12 protein-coding genes and 1 tRNA gene are annotated in these 17,999 nt (G+C 57.4%); 7 read left to right on the forward strand and 6 right to left on the reverse strand.

All coding sequences use genetic code 11. The features are described 5' to 3' along the window. Positions 1-216 precede the first annotated feature (216 nt). The 3 genes from HHL22_RS19985 (at position 217) to HHL22_RS19995 (ending at position 5,673) form a co-directional block, all read left to right on the forward strand. Positions 217-516 carry a RagB/SusD family nutrient uptake outer membrane protein gene (locus HHL22_RS19985; RefSeq protein ID WP_317172721.1) on the forward strand — a complete coding sequence of 100 codons (300 nt, stop codon included), beginning with the start codon at positions 217-219 and terminating at the stop codon, positions 514-516. A 492-nt stretch (positions 517-1,008) separates the two neighbouring features. Then, positions 1,009-4,266, forward strand: coding sequence for a SusC/RagA family TonB-linked outer membrane protein (locus HHL22_RS19990; protein ID WP_169533151.1), 3,258 nt, complete (start codon positions 1,009-1,011; stop codon positions 4,264-4,266). A 21-nt stretch (positions 4,267-4,287) separates the two neighbouring features. Continuing rightward, positions 4,288-5,673 (forward strand): RagB/SusD family nutrient uptake outer membrane protein, encoded by a 1,386-nt coding sequence (locus HHL22_RS19995; protein WP_241738189.1) that lies wholly within the window; start codon positions 4,288-4,290, stop codon positions 5,671-5,673. A 68-nt stretch (positions 5,674-5,741) separates the two neighbouring features. Here HHL22_RS19995 and hslU read toward each other — a convergent pair whose 3' ends face one another. The 3 genes from hslU to lon all read right to left on the reverse strand — a co-directional run bounded on the left by hslU (position 5,742) and on the right by lon (position 11,046). Next, on the reverse strand, positions 5,742-7,175 hold the full coding sequence (gene hslU, locus HHL22_RS20000; protein WP_169533153.1) for an ATP-dependent protease ATPase subunit HslU: 1,434 nt from the start codon (positions 7,173-7,175) through the stop codon (positions 5,742-5,744). A gap of 155 nt (positions 7,176-7,330) precedes the next feature. Continuing rightward, positions 7,331-8,362, reverse strand: coding sequence for a type IX secretion system protein PorQ (porQ, locus tag HHL22_RS20005; RefSeq protein WP_169533154.1), 1,032 nt, complete (start codon positions 8,360-8,362; stop codon positions 7,331-7,333). 176 nt (positions 8,363-8,538) lie between these two features. Then, on the reverse strand, positions 8,539-11,046 hold the full coding sequence (gene lon / locus HHL22_RS20010) for an endopeptidase La (RefSeq protein ID WP_195809336.1): 2,508 nt from the start codon (positions 11,044-11,046) through the stop codon (positions 8,539-8,541). Positions 11,047-11,543: 497 nt separating this feature from the next. Here lon and HHL22_RS20015 point away from each other — a divergent pair, with 497 nt between their 5' ends. Beyond that, positions 11,544-13,601 carry an OmpA family protein gene (locus HHL22_RS20015; protein ID WP_169533155.1) on the forward strand — a complete coding sequence of 686 codons (2,058 nt, stop codon included), beginning with the start codon at positions 11,544-11,546 and terminating at the stop codon, positions 13,599-13,601. 192 nt (positions 13,602-13,793) lie between these two features. On the opposite strand, the gene HHL22_RS20020 is transcribed toward HHL22_RS20015, so the two are convergent. From HHL22_RS20020 to HHL22_RS20030, 3 genes are all read right to left on the reverse strand, one after another. Next, positions 13,794-13,864: transfer RNA gene (locus HHL22_RS20020), tRNA-Cys, on the reverse strand. A gap of 109 nt (positions 13,865-13,973) precedes the next feature. Next, on the reverse strand, positions 13,974-15,866 hold the full coding sequence (rpsA, locus tag HHL22_RS20025) for a 30S ribosomal protein S1 (protein WP_169533156.1): 1,893 nt from the start codon (positions 15,864-15,866) through the stop codon (positions 13,974-13,976). Between the two features lie 139 nt (positions 15,867-16,005). Then, complete coding sequence (locus tag HHL22_RS20030; protein ID WP_169533157.1) at positions 16,006-16,635, reverse strand: hypothetical protein; 630 nt, start codon at positions 16,633-16,635, stop codon at positions 16,006-16,008. Positions 16,636-16,671: 36 nt separating this feature from the next. Here HHL22_RS20030 and HHL22_RS20035 point away from each other — a divergent pair, with 36 nt between their 5' ends. The 3 genes from HHL22_RS20035 to gpmA are packed head-to-tail and all read left to right on the forward strand — an operon-like array spanning position 16,672 to position 17,989. Then, a complete protein-coding gene (locus tag HHL22_RS20035; protein WP_169533158.1) occupies positions 16,672-16,932 on the forward strand; it encodes an AbrB/MazE/SpoVT family DNA-binding domain-containing protein in 261 nt (86 codons plus the stop codon). Beyond that, complete coding sequence (locus tag HHL22_RS20040) at positions 16,926-17,255, forward strand: type II toxin-antitoxin system PemK/MazF family toxin (RefSeq protein WP_169533159.1); 330 nt, start codon at positions 16,926-16,928, stop codon at positions 17,253-17,255. The genes HHL22_RS20035 and HHL22_RS20040 overlap by 7 nt, the downstream gene beginning before the upstream one ends. A 44-nt stretch (positions 17,256-17,299) precedes the next feature. Next, the gene (gene gpmA, locus HHL22_RS20045) at positions 17,300-17,989 is read left to right on the forward strand and encodes a 2,3-diphosphoglycerate-dependent phosphoglycerate mutase (RefSeq protein ID WP_169533160.1); all 690 of its coding nucleotides are present in this window, start codon (positions 17,300-17,302) and stop codon (positions 17,987-17,989) included. The last annotated feature ends 10 nt before the right edge of the window (positions 17,990-17,999 follow it).

Below are 17,999 nucleotides of genomic sequence, written 5' to 3' on the forward strand. Positions count from 1 at the left end.
CTAAGATGCTGCGAGCAGCTAGCCCGAAGCAGCGCAAATCGCTGCCTTTCGGGCGAGTGCGGAAGCGGGTTGCGGGCAGGCATTGTGAGCAGCCAATGAACCCTAGCGCTGGTTTTGCCTGGCCTGCCCCGCGTCCCTAACGACGGACGATGAGTGCAGGGTAGCAATTTTTAACCGCTAGTTAGCGACTACTTCACCTACATCGAAACCCAGACCATTTTTGCCGAGTGCTCGGCGCGGGCCGATGGGGCGGCCACCGCCCTCACGGCCCTCAATAAGATACGGGCGCGCGATGCTAGCCTCTACGCTGGCAATGGCGGCGTATACATGGCTTACGCCAGCAGTGACTTTGCCAGCAGCGACGCCTTGCTAAAGGAAATCCTGACCGAGAAGTACCTCGCCCTCATCGGCCAGATTGAGGAGTTCAACGACGTGCGCCGCACCAACAACCTCATCGGCGTGCCGCTGAATACTACCACGGCCACCATGCTGCCGCAGCGCCTGCTATACCCATAGGTGGAGCTAAATACCAATCTAAACACGCCGAATCCGGTGCCTGGCTTGTTCACCAAAACCTCGGTGAATAACTAAAATCGGCGGCCCTAGGGGACGCCGCAAGACGGAAATAGTTTGAAGCCCTTACTTCCGCAGAAGTAAGGGCTTTTTGCTGGCCAGCCCCCAGCAGTCGCCGGCGGAGGGTAGGCACTTCATGGTGATAAAGTGCTATATAGAAAAAGGTTGCTATTTAGCGTACAAGTACTCGAAAACACGGCTTATATAGCCTAAATAGTTGTAATTCTATTGTTTAGTAATAATAAACTGTTAAGAAAGAATAAGATTTAGTAGTAGGCTCATAACCTGCACATTATCGATATACCTATTATCCTTTTTTATGAATATTTGGTAAAATACCGCTAATGTTAGTGGCGGTAATTTGGTTTGGACGCTATTTGAAGCATATTTTAGCAGCTTCACACTTCAATCATTTTTATTTTTTCCTTCACTCATATGAAGAAAACCTTACTCATGAGTCTGGTGCTCATGTTTACCCTCTTCCAAACGGTGCTGGCTCAAACGCGCACCGTTACGGGACGAGTAATCGACCAAACATCGGGCGAAGGTCTGCCGGGTGTAACGGTGCTACTGAAAGGCACCACGACGGGAATATCAACCAATACTGACGGTCGGTACACCCTAGATGTTCCCGCTACGGGTAGTATATTGGTATTTAGCTCGGTAGGCATGGTTACCCAAGAAGTTGCTATCGGCAACCGCAACACGATTGATGTCGTGCTGGCCGCCGATAATAAGCAATTGAGCGAAGTGGTGGTAACTGGCTACGGGCAAGTAGAGTCGCGCCGCGACCTGACCAGCTCCATTGCTACGGTAAACTCGGCGCAGTACAAAGACCAGCCCGTCATTGGCGTAGACCAGGCCCTGCAAGGCCGCGCTGCTGGGGTACAGGTGTTCCAGAACTCGGGTACGCCCGGTGCAGGCGTGCAGGTACGCGTACGCGGGGCGGCCTCCATCTCGGCTAGCAACGAGCCGCTGTACGTGGTAGACGGCCTACCTATTATTACTACTAGCACCTCGCAGCTAGGTACTGGTAACCAAGGTGTAAATGGTCTGAACGACCTTAATCCAAACGATATCGCTTCTATTGAAGTACTGAAGGATGCTGCTTCGGCAGCTATCTATGGCTCGCGCGCCTCTAACGGGGTAGTACTGATTACGACTAAGCGAGGCAAAGCAGGTAAGGCCAACGTAGACTTGGATTATTACACCGGTGTGCAGTCGGCCTGGAAGCGCCCCAAAGTGCTTGATGGTCCGCAGCAGACGCAGCTTTTCCTAGATGAAGTAGCTGGCGCCTATCCGGTCAATGCTGATGGTACCGTAACAACAGGCGCTTCTGGTGGGCTGCCTGTGCGTTACAATAGCCTAGCTGAATTAACAGCTTATATATTCCGCGCTACGGCAGGTACCCGCACGCTAGCAACTACTTCAAGTGCTTACACTTATTCGTATGCTAACAATGGCGCAATTAGGCCACTGAGTCAGTTTCAGAATCCTAGCACCGCGCCTACTACCAACTGGAGCGACATAGTACTGCGCGATGCGCGTATTAGTAACTACGGAGTAACCTTCTCAGGCGGAAGCGATGCCAGTCGCTACCGTCTAGCAGCTAATTACTTCGATCAAGACGGTATTGTGCTAGGCTCGGGTTATACTCGGGGTAGCGTACGCTTTACGCTGGATAACAAGTTGTCAGATAAGATTCGGATGGGCGCCTCTATTGGTCTCAACCGAAGTGTGAATACCCGTATTAACAACGATAATAGCATTTACGGGGTGCTGACCACTGCGCGCCTATATGCTACTGACTTGCCGCTTTATAATACGGACGGTACCTATTACAAAAACGGCTCGTTAGAAAACCCTTACGTAGCCGCTACCGAGCCCTATATCAAGAGCGCTACCAACCGCTTGATTGGTAGCCAGTACACAGAGTTTGAGTTAATTAAGAATCTGCGCTACCGTGCCACTTTCGGCTTAGACTTTAACTACGCCCGCGATGACCAGTTTTATTCTACCTTAACGAACGCTGGCGCCTCAGTGAATGGACAAGCCTCGCAAGGCACATTGCAAGATGCCAACTTCAACCACATCAGCTCATTGAATTATGTGAAAACATTCGGTACCGACCATAGCTTGAACGCGTTGTTCGTAGCCGAATACCAACGTGATGCCTATAGCAGCAACTTTGCTACTGTGAGCGGCCTGCCTGGTAACGCTATCCGTGAATTGGTCGCCGGTGCTACTAAGGTTGCTATTACTTCGTCTTCTACCTCTAATACTCTTTTCGGTCTGCTGGCTAAGGCTGACTATGCGTATAAGGGGCGTTATTTGCTCTCTGCTTCGGTACGCCGCGATAACTCTTCGCGCTTCGGCCAAAATAACCGTGTTGGCTACTTTCCAGCATTTTCGGCGGGCTGGCGCATCATCGATGAAGACTTTTTGAAAGACCAAACGGCGCTGTCGGAGCTGAAGCTGCGCGGTAGCTATGGCCAGACCGGCAACCAGCCCACCGCCAACTTTGGGGCGCTCGGCCTGATTGGTGTAGGCTATAACTACTTAGACCAGGGTGGTTTGGCCCTTGCGCAGTTGGCTAACTCCGATTTGAAATGGGAGCGCACTAGTGCCACCGACTTGGGCCTAGACTTTGCTTTTCTGAAGAACCGCCTCTATGTGTCGGCTGACCTTTATTATCGCCGCACTACCGACTTGCTGCTGCCCCAGAGTGTTACTTACGATACCGGCTTCAGCAGTTACAGTGCCAACGTGGGCAGCCTTGAAAATAAAGGCTTAGAGGTGGCTTTAACGACCATTAACATCCAGAACGAAGGCGACGGTTTCAATTGGTCGACTAACTTCAATATTAGCTTCAACCGCAATAAAGTGCTCGACATTGCCAACCCTAGCCCCACGGGTGTGGGTTACGGTTTTGCCAGCCGTTTGCAGGCCGGGCAGCCGCTAGGCGCCTTCTACGGCTACGTGGCTGACCATATCTTCCAGTCGCAAGACGAGATTAATGCGCTCAACAGCGCGTTGCGGACTAAAACAGGTGTGGCCACGGCCACCTATCAGACCACATCCACCCGCCCTGGTGATATTATGTTCCGCGACTTAGATGGTGATGGCGTAATTACTGCTGCCGACCAACAAATTATCGGTAGTGCCCAGCCTAAGTATTACGGCGGTATTACCAACACATTCCGTTTCAAAGGCTTTGATCTAAATGTGCTCTTTCAATACAACGTGGGTAATCAGATTTATAATAGCTCGCGCTCCTACACCGAAGGCATGAGTACTTCGTACAGCGCTGATGTAACGGTGCTGAATCGCTGGACTGCGACCAATACGAATACCGACATTCCGCGGGCCGCGTATGGTGACCCCAATAACAACAGCCGGACTTCTACTCGCTTCTTAGAAGATGGTTCTTATGGCCGCTTCAAGTCTGTAACGCTTGGCTATACGTTACCTAGCGCCCTTCTTAGCCGTTTGCATGCACGCACATTACGGGTGTATGTGCAATCGCAAAACCTAGTAACATTCACAAAGTACAAGGGCCTTGACCCCGAAGTAAATACCTACGGCCAAGGTGGTGGTGCATCTACCGCCACCTACAACGCAGCTCTAGGTACCGACTTCTTCACTTATCCACAAGCCCGTACGCTGACTGGCGGGGTCACGCTCGGCTTCTAATTTTTTAAAATAGCATTTCCAATGAATATACATAGTTTACGTCAACTAACTACTCGTGCAACATTGCTACTTGGCTTAGGCCTAGGGGTAGGGGCCTGTGACAAAGCCCTAAACGTGGAGCCGCAGACTAGTATCGTCTCAGATAAAGGTTATAGCACTAGGGCAGACGCAGCTGCCGGTTTGCTAGGCTGCTACGACGCTCTGCAAAACACCAACTATTACGGTGCCTCGTTTCCGTCGGACATCGATATGGTGTCGAATAACATCATTGAGGTAGGTACTTATAACACTACCTATGGCCTGATAGCACAAAATCAGATTTCGGCCGATAACGGTGAGATGTCCACTCTGTGGTCCAGCATGTACGATGCCATCAACCGCTGCAACTATCTGTTACAGCAAAGCGACAACATTAGCGACCCTGCGTTTGCCAAGCTAGCTACGCAGGCCGAAGCCCGTGCTATTCGGGCTCTTTGCTACATGAATTTGCTCTCGCTATGGGGCGGCACCACGGCTGGCTACGGCTATTCGGGCGGAGCGGGCGTACCACTGCGCCTAACGGCTACTACAGCAATTGGTGCCCAAACTACCCCGCTGGCACGCTCTTCGGAAGCCGATGTGGCTACAGCTATTCGCGCCGACTTAGATTTTGCTATCGCCAACCTGTCGGCTGGCACAGGTACTCGCGTAACTAAAAACGCGGCACAAGCTTTGCGTGCTCGTTTTGAACTGCGTATGCGCAATTACGCTGATGCACTGAAATTTGCTCAGCAGGTACCGGTTGTATCTGGATTTACTACGGCGGCGCCTTCGTCTACGACTACGCCCGATGCTATCTGGCAACTATTCTTTTCGGCTACCGATCAGAACTTGTACGCCTTTTACTGGTTTCCGTCGCCAGGCGGACGTAACGAGTTTGACCCAAGCCAGGGGCTAATTAATGCGCACACCACGGGTGACCTGCGCTTGCCAATTAACAACAGTACCGTTACGGCTGGTACTACACTTAAATACACACACACGAGCACGCGCGATGATTACTTTAACATTGTGCGCTATGCCGAGGTAGTGCTCACTATCGCCGAAGCAGCGGCTCAAACTGGCGACCTTATTACCGCTACCACCCAACTGAACATTATCCGTAAACGGGCCGGCTTAGCTAATTCCACTGCTAATACTGCGGCTGGTCTAATTACGGATATTCTGCTACAGCGGCGTTTAGAGCTAGCCTACGAAGGCCACTACTGGATTGACTTGCGCCGCACCAATACCGTGCAGTCGACGCTGGGCACCGGGTCTACTACTAACCCTAACGCCTGGGACCAGGCCTACCGCAACTTGTTTCCGCTGCCGCTACGCGATATTAACCTCGCGCCGGGTGTGCTGACGCAGAACCCTGGTTTTTAATTCAGGGCTTTAGCTATAAAAAAACCCTCAGCCAATGCGGCTGAGGGTTTTTTTGCCCTAGGGATGCCTCACAGGATATATTGGTTCAAGTCGCGGTTCTTCACCATATCGCGCAGGCGCTCTTCTACCAGCGCGGGCGTTACGTTCAGCTGCGTGCCGGCAGGCAGCTTATCGGGCACGTCGAAGAGCAGTTCGTTGAGCAGGCGGCTCATAACGGTGTGCAGGCGGCGGGCGCCAATGTTCTCGACCTCGGCGTTCACCTCGGCCGCAATGTCGGCCAGCTTGAGCAGGGCCTCGTCCTCAAATTCTAGGGTTACGTCCTCGGCGGCCAGTAGGGCCTGGTACTGCTTGGTAAGGGCGTTTTTGGGGTCTTTCAGAATGCGGTAGAAGTCGTCTTTGGTCAGGCTTTGCAGTTCTACGCGGATGGGGAAGCGGCCCTGCAGCTCGGGTATCAGGTCGCTGGGCTTGCTGACGTGGAAGGCGCCGGCGGCGATAAACAAAATGTGGTCGGTATTGACAATGCCGTACTTGGTATTCACGGCTGAGCCCTCCACGATGGGCAGCAAGTCGCGCTGCACGCCCTGGCGGCTCACGTCGGGGCCGCCGCTCTTGCCGCTGCCGCTGCCAGTGGCCACCTTATCAATCTCGTCGATGAAGATGATGCCCGAGTTCTCGGCCTGGCGCACGGCTTCCTCCTTAATCTCGTCCATATCTACTAGCTTGGCGGCTTCCTCGTCCAGCAGCACGCGGCGGGCCTCAGCCACGGTCACCTTGCGCTTCTTCTGCTTTTTGGGCAGCATGGCCCCTAGCATATCCTGTAGGCCCGACATGGTGGCCTCATCCATGCCCGGCGCACCCATAATGCCTACGCTGGGGCCGCTTTGCGCCACATTAATTTCAATGCGCCGGTCGTCCAGCTCGCCGTTGCGAATCTTCTGGCGGAAGCGCTCGCGGGTACGCTCGTTCAGCTCCTGGTCCGAGTTGGGCACCGCGTCGCCAGCAATGGTGTCGCCGCTAATGCCCGCGTTGAACCCTAGGCCACTGCGGCTGCCGCTGGCGTCCTTGGCCGGCGCTTTCACGGGCGGAATCAGCGCGTCCAGGATAATATCTTCCACGGCCTGGGCGGCCTGGGTGCGCACGGCCTCCTGGCGGCGCTGGCGCAGGCGGCTCACGGCCTGCTCGGCCAGGTCGCGCACCATGCTTTCCACGTCGCGCCCCACGTAGCCCACTTCGGTAAACTTGCTGGCTTCCACTTTCACGAAGGGGGCATCGGCCAGAAACGCCAGGCGGCGCGCAATTTCGGTTTTGCCCACGCCAGTAGCCCCAATCATGAGGATGTTGTTGGGCACGATTTCCTTCTGCATATCAGCCGGGGCGTGCAGCCGGCGCCAGCGGTTGCGCAAGGCAATGGCCACGTGGCGCTTGGCCTCGTGCTGGCCGATAATGTATTTGTCTAGCTCGGCCACGATTTGGGCCGGGGTCAAAAAGGTTTCGTCGAGCATACGGGTAAAAAGGATAGTTCAGACTAGCACAAGCTGAAAGAACGTCAGGCCGCCTAGGCCAGAGTCCTTGCGCAGGGCCAGCAGGCAGTACCCCCAACGACCCTGCCAAGATGCTGCGGCCGGCGCAGCCTGCCATTCTTTGCAACGCAAAAAAGCTAGTCGTTGCGCGGCGCGGCGGCGCCAAAATTGTGGCTCAGCGTAAAATAATTGCTGCTGCCGGCCGCCTGCAGCGTGGCGTAGGTATAGTCGAGCTGAAACTGCGCAATGCGCACTTTGGCCCCGAAGCTGAAGCCCGCCCCGCCGCCTACGTTGGCCAGGCGCAGCTCGCGAGCCTGCAGGTGGTTGTAGCCCGCCCGCAGGCTCAGGCCCTTGCCCAGCAGCAGCTCGGCGCCCACCGTGAGGTGCCGGGCCAGGTTGTCGGCAAAGTTGCGCTGCGCCCGGATGGTATCGCCCGCCGCATTGGTCGAGGTCGAGTTAGGGTCGAGGTACTGAATATTCCACTGCTGCAAGTGGTGGGCCGTGAAGGTGAAGCGCAGCGGCATGTGCTCGGGCTTGACGGTGGTGCCCAACTGCACATCAAGCGGCAGCGGCTCGCGCGCGGCGGCCGTGTAGGGCACCAGCATGTAGCCCGCGTTGCGCACCACCAGCCCCACTGTAAAGTCCTGCTCGGCGTGGGGCTTCCAAAGCACACCTGCGTCGGCGGCCAGCCCTAGGGCCCGGTTACCGGCCAGGCCCGAGGCCGCCAGCTTGGCCGTGAGGCCAAACGTAAACTGGCCCTTGGTGTACGAGTCGGCCGCCGCCAGCGCGTACTCATTCACCGAAAACGTGCCTAGCGAGTTGCCCGCCGCGTCGTAGCTCTCAAAACTGCCGTAGTTCAAGTAGGTGAGCCCCAGGCCGAAGCGCCCGCGCTTCTCGGTGTTGAACACATAAGCCGCCGTGCTCTGCCGAATGTCCGTCACGTAGCCCACGTAGCTCACGCCCACGCCGTGGTCCATGTCGGCATTGAGCAGGGCCGGGCTGGCCAGAAACTGCGTGGGGTCGCTGCTGCGGGCCGAGGCCGTCATGCCCCCTAGGGCCGCCACCTGGGCCGAAGGCGGCAGCTCCAGAAACGGAAACGCGTGCCGACCACCCAGCTGCGCCTGGGCAGCGAACGGCAGGAGCACTAAAAAAGCGGAGAGGTGCTTCATCGTTCGAAGGTAACGAGCATAGGCAGCGAAATAATGAATGGAGTAGAGATAGAAAAAACAATAAAAGCGAACGTCATGCTAAGCTTGTCAAAGCATCTCTACCGCATCGTTAGGCGGCGTGGTAGAGATGCTTTGACAAGCTCAGCATGACGCGCTGATTTCCTGTTGTGGGCTGGCTACTGCACCTCCACGCTGGGCCCTAGGGGCGCGGGCGCCTCGTTGCGCACTGGCAGCTTCTGGGGGCGCGCCACCAGCTCGGGCAGCAGGGCCACGGCCAGCACGTCATCCACGCGCTCGGCGTAGTGAATGCGCACGCCCTTGAGATAGTCGGCCGGAATCTCGTCCACGTCCTTGCGGTTTTTGGGCGAGAGGATAATAGTGTCGATGCCGGCCCGGCGCGCGGCCAGCAGCTTCTCCTTGATGCCGCCCACCGGCAGCACCCGGCCGCGCAGGGTAATTTCGCCTGTCATGGCCAGGTGCGGGCGCACCCGGCGCTGGGTGTAGGCCGAGGCGATGCTGGTAAAAATGGCAATGCCGGCGCTCGGCCCGTCCTTCGGAATGCCGCCCTCGGGAAAGTGAATGTGCAAGTCGTACTGCTCAAACAGGCGGTAGTCGATGCCTAGTTCGTCGGCCCGTGAGCGCAGGTAGGAGAGGGCCGTGATGGCCGATTCCTTCATCACGTCGCCAAGCTGCCCGCTGAGCGTGAGCTTGCCCCGCCCGCGACTTAGCAAGCTCTCCACGAACAGAATGTCGCCGCCCACGCTCGTCCAGGCCAGGCCCGTTACCACGCCCGCCGTGTCGTGGTCCTGGTCTTTGTCGCGGTCGAAGCGCGGCGCGCCCAGAATCTTCTGCACCTCGGCCGGGTCAATTTGGGCGGGTAGGGGCTCCTTGCCAGCCTTGCGGCGGGCTAGGTTGCGCGTGAGGGCCGCCAGCTGGCGCTCCAGGCTGCGCACGCCACTCTCGCGGGTGTAGTCGTCGGCCACGCGGTGCAGGGCCGGGTCGGTTATCTTCACCTCGGTTTCGCCCAGTCCGTGCTCGCGCAATTGCTTGGGCCAGAGGTGCTTCTTGGCAATCTGCACTTTCTCCTCCTGGGTGTAGCCCGTCAGGTCGATAATTTCCATCCGGTCGCGCAGCGCCGGCTGAATAGTATCGAGCGAGTTGGCGGTGGCAATGAACAGCACCTTGCTCAGGTCATACTCCACCTCCAAGTAGTTATCGGTGAAGGTTGAGTTCTGCTCGGGGTCCAGCACCTCCAGCAGCGCCGAGCTAGGGTCGCCGCGGAAGTCGCTGCTCACCTTGTCAATCTCATCCAGCACAATCACCGGGTTGTCCACGCCCGCCTTTTTAAGCTGCGAAATAATGCGGCCGGGCATGGCGCCCACGTAGGTTTTGCGGTGCCCCCGTATCTCGGCCTCGTCGCGCACGCCGCCCAGGCTCAGGCGCACATACTTGCGCCCTAGGGCCTGCGCAATGCTGCGGCCCAGGCTGGTCTTGCCCACGCCGGGCGGGCCGTAGAGGCACAAAATCGGCGCCTTCAAATCCTGCTTCAGCTTCAGCACCGCCAGGTATTCCAAGATGCGCTCCTTCACCTTTTCCAGCCCGAAGTGGTCGGCATCCAGGATTTTCTTGGTGCTTTTTAGGTTAAACTTATCCTTGGTCGTATCGCCCCAAGGCAAGTCGAGCAGAAACTCCACGTAATTGAGCGTCACGGGGTAGTCGGGCGCCATCTGGTTGAGGCGGCCCAGCTTCGCCAGCTCCTTGTCGAAGTGCTTGGCCACGGCTTCGGGCCACTTTTTGCCCACGGCGCGGGCCCGCAGCGCGGCCACGTCGCCCTCGGGGCTGCCCTCGCCCTGGCCCAGCTCGTCCTGCAAGGTCTTGAGCTGCTTGCGCAGGAAGTATTCGCGCTGCTCGGCGTCAATGCCGGTGTGCACCTTGGTGCGAATGTCGTTCTTGATTTCGAGCAGCTCAATCTGGCGCAGCAGCGCTTCGAGCAGCTGGCGGGCCTGGGTTTCGGGCTCGGCCAGCTCCAGCAGGGCCTGCTTGGCCGGCACTTCTAGCTGCACGTTGCTGCTCAAAAAATGCGTCAGAAAGGCCGGCGACTGAATGCCCTCCAGCATGGTGCGGGCTTCCAGGGGTATCTCGGGGGTTAGCTCCAGCACCTTGCCAGCGGCTTCGCGCAGGCTTTGCAGCAGCACCATTTCCCCATCGAGATTAGGGTCCAGGGCCTTCTCCTCAAAGTACGTAACCCGCGCCGTGAGCTGCGGGGCAAAGCTTATTTCCTCGCCCACCACGAAGCGCAGCTGGCCCTGAATGATAATGGTAACGGTATCGTCGGGCTGGTCGATGAGCTTTAGAATGCGCGCCAGCGTACCCACCGGGTAGAGGTCGGCTACGCTGGGCTCATCCACATCGGCTTGGCGCTGAGCGACTACGCCAATTAGTTTCTCGGGCTTAGCGGCGAGCTTGCGCACCAGCTTCACGCTTTTGCGGCGCGTTACCGTCACGGGCAGCACCACGCCCGGAAAGAGCACCGTGTTGCGCACTGGCAGCAGAGCCAGGGTAGCGGGAGCGTCGGCGGCAGGCAGTAGGTGGTCGGGGTCGGCCGCCATAATGGCAATGGCTTCGGATGGCGAGTCGGGGCCACCCGCTGCCGAACGGCCGGGGCGGGACAAATCAAAGGGCATGAGCAAAGCAGAAATAAACCAGCCGCGCAGCGCGGCACGGGCTGCCAGAGTGGCAGCTCACCAGCACCCGGCGAAGGTACGGCCGGGGCAAGCGGGGTAAAGCACAAGCCCCGTGCCAAGCAAAAAACCGCCGCGCTCACCTCGCGCAGCTCCGCGCCCCTAGGCTCTGCATCCGCCAAAAGCTAGCCCCGGCTCGGCCCAGCCAACGCAAGCCCGCGCTAGCCAGGCAATGGCTGCCGGACGGCGCGGGCCCGCAGCCGAAAGCAGGAAGTAAAAATGTGATTTTAAGCAGCTAATCCCATACTTTGCCAAGCCCCGCGAGCAGGTAATTTGACAATAGCCGCGCTTTGGTGAGAACTTGCAGCTTACTTACGCTATAGCTTGTGAATGTAATGTTAAAAATTATATATTATTGCTTGATTACGTGCGGGTTGCAACTTGCTGGGGTAACTAGCGCGTGGGCCCAGCTTAACCCGCGCTTCCAACCGGGGGGGGGCATGGATAACCCTGGCCGCAAAACCACGAAGCCCTTGCCACCGCCGCGGGCCACGCCAGCCCCTAGGGCTGCTGCCCCAGCTAAAGCCGCGCCTACCGATACGAGCCGCCGCGCCGCCCACACGCCCTACCGCCAGCAGGTGCTGCGTGCCACGGCCAAGCGCCAGCTGCGCGTGCGCGCCGATGGTACGCCCGACTTTCCTAACGTCAACAAAGTGGCGTTTTACGAGGATAAAAAGGCGCTCAAGGCCATTCAGCGGGCCGAGCGGCGGCACCATTACGGCGAGGCCCGCACCCTGCTGGAGGAGTACGTGCACCACTTCGGCATCGATAACTTCTACCGCAACACCGACTTACTGTGGCACCTGGGGCAGCTGTGGCAGCGCGACAGCACCCAGGCCGAGCGCGCCAAGGCTTACTTCCGCCTGGCCCTCAAGCACCACCGCACCGATGTGACGCGCGTGCAGCTCTACTACGATTCGCTAGAGCAGAAAACGACCGACCTCTACGTGCCGCTCAAGGTGTACTACGACATTGTGGAGTACCGCAAGAGTATCAACACGTTCCACCCGCCCAAGGGGATTTACACCAACATGGGCAGCGGCATCAACTCCGAGGCCGCCGACTACGGCCCTACCCTAGGGGCGGCCGACTCGGTGCTGCTCTTCACCTCGAAGCGCAAGCAGCGCGGCAGCACGCTCAAGCGGGTGGTGGACGAAGACTTGTACACCTCGCACCGCGAAGGCGCCACTTTCTGGACCGACGCCGAGCCCCTGCCCAAGCCCATTAACTCTTCTTATAACGAGGGCTCGGCGTGCTTCTCGCACGACGGGCGCACCATCTTTTTCGCCCGCTGCGAGTGCCCCACCTGCCACGGCAACTGCGACTTGTTCACGGCCAGCCTGGGCAAGGATGGCAAGTGGAGCACGCCCAAGAGCCTGGGGGCGCTGGTAAACTCGCCTAACTGGGATTCGCAGCCCGCCCTCTCGCCCCGTGAGGATACGCTTTACTTCGCCAGCGACCGCCTAGGGGGCTTCGGGCTCAGCGACATCTACTACACGGTGAAGGGCAAAAACGGCCAGTGGGGCAAAGCGATGAATATGGGGCCCGTGGTAAACACCCGCGAAAGTGAGGTGAGCCCCTATTTCCACCCCAAGTACCAGGTGCTGTACTTCAGCTCGCGTGGGCAGCTGCTCAACTTTGGCGACTTCGACATCTACAAGACCTACCGGGTGCAAGGCCGCTGGCAGGAGCCGCGCAACATTGGGCCGCTGGTAAATGGCAAAGGGTCAGAGTATTACTTCACTATCGACAGCCAGAGCAAGAACCTCTACTACGCCCGCTCGGAGGAGAAGGACATGCAGAACCTGGATTTGTTCTCTTTCCCGCTGCCCATGGAAGCCCAGCCGCTGGCCACCACCCAGGTGAGCGGTACCCTACTCGACTCGGTGAGTAGCAAACCACTGAAAGGCATCATTAGCATCATCGACCTCGACAACGGTATTGAGGTGGCTAGCAAGTACCTGCGGCCCGATGGCTCGTTCGACTTCAACCTCATCGACGGCTCGCGCTACGCCATGCTCATTCAGAGCCCCGACTTTTTTTCGGTCGAAAAGCAGTTTGCCTTGAAAGGGGACACGGTGATGACGCTGCTCACCAACAGCATCGACTATAAGCTGCCGCTCATCTTCCGCAACATCGAGTTTGAGCCCGGTAAGGCCGGTATTCTGTCCTCTATGCACCCCACGCTCGACCGCATTAGCCTGTTCTTGGTTGACCACCCGAACTTCCGCCTCAGCATTGCGGGCCACACCGATGGCCGCGGCGACCCGGAGGTAAACGAAAAGCTCTCGCAGGACCGCGCCGAGGAAATCCGCCGCTACATCGAGCGCAAGGGCAAACTTGGCCCCAACCGCATCGATAGCTTCGGCTACGGCGCTAGCAAGCCCCTCAAAGACGAGCTAACCGAGGCCGACGCCCGCGTAAACCGCCGCGTCGAGTTCCGCCTGCTTAAGCCCGAAGAAAGCAAGGCGGGTGCAGCCGGCGATACCAAGTGGTGAGCTTCGCAATACCATTATCACCGGAAACGATGCCCACGAAGCCTGAAAAGCAGCGCCGTTGAGCCAGCAACCCATGCTGGCTCAACGGCGCTGCTCCACTCTCTTTACAGCCGCTAGTCAACTCTTCCAGTAGTAGACAAGCAAAAAGTCCCGCTAAGTGCTTGACTTAGCGGGACTTTAATGGTATAAGAGAGGTAACGGGCGGATTCGAACCGCCGTAGGAGGTTTTGCAGACCTCTACCTAGCCACTCGGTCACGTTACCGGCTTGGGGCTGCAAAAGTACGAAGGAAAACCGTTTGGTGTAGCTTCTGCCCACAAAAAAGCCCCGAACCTCACGGCTCGGGGCTTTTTAACTAGCCTACTGCCAAAGCTTAAGCAATGTCAGCGTTGTCGGGCGAAGGACCGGCCAGGGGAACTTGGTTCTCCACGCGGTTCTTCAGGCGGTCTTCGGCCGTTTGGCGCTCGGTAGTAGCCATCTGGTCGCGCAATGCGCTCAGGGCGTCGAGGTCGCCTAGGGTGTTCTTGTCGGCCGGCTTCTTGAGGTCGCTCAGCTTGCCTTCGCCCTGGGTAGCACCGCCAGCAGCGGGAGCCTTCTTGGCAAATTTCGAGTTCGACGACTTGTTGCTCTCGTCCTCCTTGTTGTACACGGCGGTGTGCGACAGCACGATGCGACGGTCGTCCTTCGAGAACTCGGTAACGCGGAAGTCAAGCTGCTCGCCGTTTTCGGCGGTTGTGCCATCTTCCTTCACCAGGCCTTTCGGGTACGCGAAGCCTTCGATGCCGTAGGGCAATTCGAGCACCGCGCCACGGTCCGACTTCTCAGTGATGGTTGCCTTGTGCACCGAGCCGGGGGTGAACACGGTCTGGAAGGTATCCCAAGGGTTTTCCTCCAGCTGCTTCACGCCCAGAGCCAGGCGGCGGGCCGGCATATCCAGCTCCAGCACCACTACGTCGAGCTTGTCGCCTACCTTGACCACCTCCGAGGGGTGCTTAATTTTCTTGGTCCACGACAAGTCCGACACGTGCACGAGGCCGTCTACGCCCTCCTCCAGCTCCACGAAGAGGCCGAAGTTAGTGAGGTTGCGCACGGTGCCGCTGTGCTTGGTGCCCACGGCAAACTTCTCGGCGAAGTCGCCACGGGTCCACGGGTCTTCGGTCAGTTGCTTGATGCCTAGGCTCATCTTGCGCTCCTCGCGGTCGAGGGTCAGCACCACCGCTTCCACGATGTCGCCTTGCTTGATGAAGTCCTGCGGGTTGCGCAGGTGCTGGCTCCAGCTCATTTCCGACACGTGGATGAGGCCTTCGACGCCCGGTACCACTTCCATAAACGCGCCGTAGTCGGCCACGTTCACGATGCGGCCCTGTACGCGCGAGCCGGGGCCGAGGTCGGCCGGCAGCGAATCCCACGGGTGGGGAGTCAGTTGCTTGAGACCCAGCGAGATGCGCTTCTTGGCTTCGTCGAAGTCCAGCACTACCACGTTGAGTTTCTGGTCGAGCTGCAGGGCTTCGCTCGGGTGAGCGATGCGGCCCCACGAAATGTCCGTGATGTGCAGCAGACCATCGACACCGCCGAGGTCGATGAACACGCCGAAGTTGGTCATGTTCTTGATGTTGCCCTCCAGAATCTGGCCTTTCTCCAGGTTGTTCAAGATGGCTTCGCGCTGCTGCTCGAGGTCCTTCTCAATCAGGACTTTGTGCGACACCACTACGTTGTCGAAGGCGGCGTTGATTTTCACCACCTTTACTTCCATGCGGCGACCAACGTAGATGTCGAAGTCGCGGATGGGCTTCACGTCAATTTGCGAGCCGGGGAGGAAGGCCTCTACGCCATCCATCTCCATGATGAGGCCGCCCTTGGTGCGGCGCTTCACCACGCCTTCCAGCACGGTATCATTTTCCAGGGCGCTGTAGATAGCGTTCCAGGCTTGCTTAATCTTAGCCTTCTTGCGCGACAGTATTAGCTGCCCGTTCGCGTCTTCCTGGTCTTCGATGAACACGTCCACCTCGTCGCCCACTTTCAGCTCGGGCAGGTCGCGGAATTCGCTCAGCGGCACTAGGCCGTCCGACTTAAAGCCGATGTTCAGGATAACGTCGCGGTCGGTGATGCCTACCACGGTACCCTTAATAACCTCTTCCTCCTGCACGGTGGTGAGGGTGTCGCCGTACAATTTTTCCAGCTCGGCGCGCTGCTCGGAGTTGTAGTTACCCCCGAAGCCACTGGCTCCAACATTATCCCAGTCGAAGTCGTCAACCAATTCTGCCATTAGATAGCAGGTTCCTAAATCACTGAACACCACCGCCGGAACCCAGAGCCGTGGCGCAGTTTGAGTTAATGCCGGCCCCTAGGGCACCGGCCCGCCACCTTGACGGGGCCGCAAAGGTACGGATTATCAATGAGTTTTGCTAGTCCCGATACTCCCTTTGTAGATAAGGTTTAGCTACTGCTTTTAAAAAATTAGGATTAATTATTACGCTAGCTGAAGCAGCCCTTATGGCTTTGCGATTTGCTTCTGTATCGGGTGCTGAAAAATATAATTCAATTATTCGATAGTCACCATATATAGTTAGCGCGCTATTGTAGCTTGCCTGGCCACGCCATCCTGCTTCTTTTTGCTGCGGCAGTCTATAAGTTAATGTCAACCTGCGAGTTGAACTGTCAGTAACTTGTGTTTCAATTATAGCTAACCCGTGGTTTTTTGCAATAAGCTCTTCCTTATACTGTTGTATATTTTTTGAATTAGTTAAGAGCTTCCATGGTACCCCCACTAAGATGCCGGTAGGATTTGCTCTTACAACAACGCTTACTCTTATACTAGAATCAGGACTGAAATAATGAGCACCCGTTTCTTTATAATCAGGATTGGGCCCATAATCAGGTGCGAAGAAAAGAGGTTTGCTGTATGCAAGTGAGCTATCTGGTAAAATGAGCGATATGTTGCCTTTGGCTAAATAAACGCGCTTTCCGACCGGCTTTGGCGTCAAGCTACAAGCGAAGAGGCATATCTGCAGAACCAAGAGAGCGGAATTTTTCATGAATATTTGTAATTATTTTGTACGTACATTTATATCATGCAAACTCGCCTCATCCGTGTCGGCAATTCCCAAGGAATTGTTCTGCCTAAAAAGCTGCTGCAACAGTATCACCTAAGCGGCGAAGTGGAACTGCGCCCTACGCCTGAAGGCCTGCTCATTGCCCCAGTAATACGCCCAGTTCGACAAGGCTGGGCAGCCCAGATGCAAGCAGCCATGGCTGACGGCCAAGAGCCAGAAGGGGAGTTGCTGGAAGGGTTTTCGGATGCGAAGTTTGAAGAAGACGAGTGGCAATGGTAACTACCGTGCAGCGCTTCGAGGTGTGGCTGGTGAACTTGGACCCAACCCAAGGCAGCGAAATCAATAAGACCCGGCCGTGCGTGGTCATTTCGCCCGATGAGCTGAACCGCTATTTGCGCACCGTTACGGTAGCCGCCCTAACGAGTGCGCAGCGGGCGTATCCGTCGCGGGTCGATTGCCAGTTTCAGGACAAAGCTGGGCAGGTGGCGCTCGACCATATTCGCTCGGTAGATAAGGCGCGGCTAGTGAAGAAGCTCGGAGCGATTGCAACCGATACAGCCAAGGAGATAGGTGACCGGCTTGTGGAATTGTTTCAATATTAGCTGACAAACCAACCCGCTTGCTGTTTGGTAAAAAAATCGCAGCAATGGAAAAACTCGTGCTTATCCGCCACGGCGAAAGCCAATGGAACCTCGAAAACCGCTTCACCGGCTGGACCGACGTGGACCTGACTGACACCGGCCGCCAGCAGGCGCGCAACGCCGGGCAGATTCTCAAAAAGAACGGTTACACCTTCGACCAGGGCTTCACGTCGGTGCTGCGCCGCGCTATCAAAACGCTTGATTACGTGCTTGATGGGGCGGATTGCCTCTGGATTCCGATTCAAAAGTCGTGGCGGCTGAATGAGCGGTTCTACGGCGCGCTACAAGGCCTCAATAAGGCCGAAACCGCCGAGAAATACGGCGAGGAGCAGGTGCAGAAGTGGCGCCGCGACCCCCACGCCCTGCCGCCCGCCGTGACGCGCGACGACCCGCGCTTTCCGGGCCATGACATTCGCTACAAGCACCTCACCGACCGCGAGCTGCCGCTAACCGAGAACCTGAGCGAAACGATGGCGCGCGTGATGCCCTTCTGGACCGAGCGCATTGTGCGGGCCATGCGCAACCAGCAGAAAGTTATCGTATCGGCCCACGGCAACAGCCTGCGGGCGCTGGTGCAGTACATTGACAACCTGTCGGATGAGGAAGTGACCAAGCTCGAAATCCCGACTGGCGTGCCGCTGGTGTACGAGCTGGATGACAACCTGAACCGCATCCGGCACTACTATTTGCAATAAGGCAAGGCGC

Source organism: Hymenobacter polaris (assembly GCF_012927305.1).
Classification (GTDB): Bacteria; Bacteroidota; Bacteroidia; order Cytophagales; family Hymenobacteraceae; genus Hymenobacter; species Hymenobacter polaris.

Bases quoted from the DNA above. Each gene is read 5' to 3' on its own strand.
- HHL22_RS19990 (WP_169533151.1), top strand. From the start codon at position 1,009: ATGAAGAAAACCTTACTCATGAGTCTGGTGCTCATGTTTACCCTCTTC.
- lon (WP_195809336.1), bottom strand. From the start codon at position 11,046: ATGCCCTTTGATTTGTCCCGCCCCGGCCGTTCGGCAGCGGGTGGCCCC.
- porQ (WP_169533154.1), bottom strand. From the start codon at position 8,362: ATGAAGCACCTCTCCGCTTTTTTAGTGCTCCTGCCGTTCGCTGCCCAG.
- HHL22_RS19995 (WP_241738189.1), top strand. From the start codon at position 4,288: ATGAATATACATAGTTTACGTCAACTAACTACTCGTGCAACATTGCTA.
- HHL22_RS20040 (WP_169533159.1), top strand. From the start codon at position 16,926: ATGGTAACTACCGTGCAGCGCTTCGAGGTGTGGCTGGTGAACTTGGAC.
- HHL22_RS20035 (WP_169533158.1), top strand. From the start codon at position 16,672: ATGCAAACTCGCCTCATCCGTGTCGGCAATTCCCAAGGAATTGTTCTG.
- HHL22_RS20015 (WP_169533155.1), top strand. From the start codon at position 11,544: ATGGATAACCCTGGCCGCAAAACCACGAAGCCCTTGCCACCGCCGCGG.
- hslU (WP_169533153.1), bottom strand. From the start codon at position 7,175: ATGCTCGACGAAACCTTTTTGACCCCGGCCCAAATCGTGGCCGAGCTA.
- HHL22_RS20030 (WP_169533157.1), bottom strand. From the start codon at position 16,635: ATGAAAAATTCCGCTCTCTTGGTTCTGCAGATATGCCTCTTCGCTTGT.
- gpmA (WP_169533160.1), top strand. From the start codon at position 17,300: ATGGAAAAACTCGTGCTTATCCGCCACGGCGAAAGCCAATGGAACCTC.
- rpsA (WP_169533156.1), bottom strand. From the start codon at position 15,866: ATGGCAGAATTGGTTGACGACTTCGACTGGGATAATGTTGGAGCCAGT.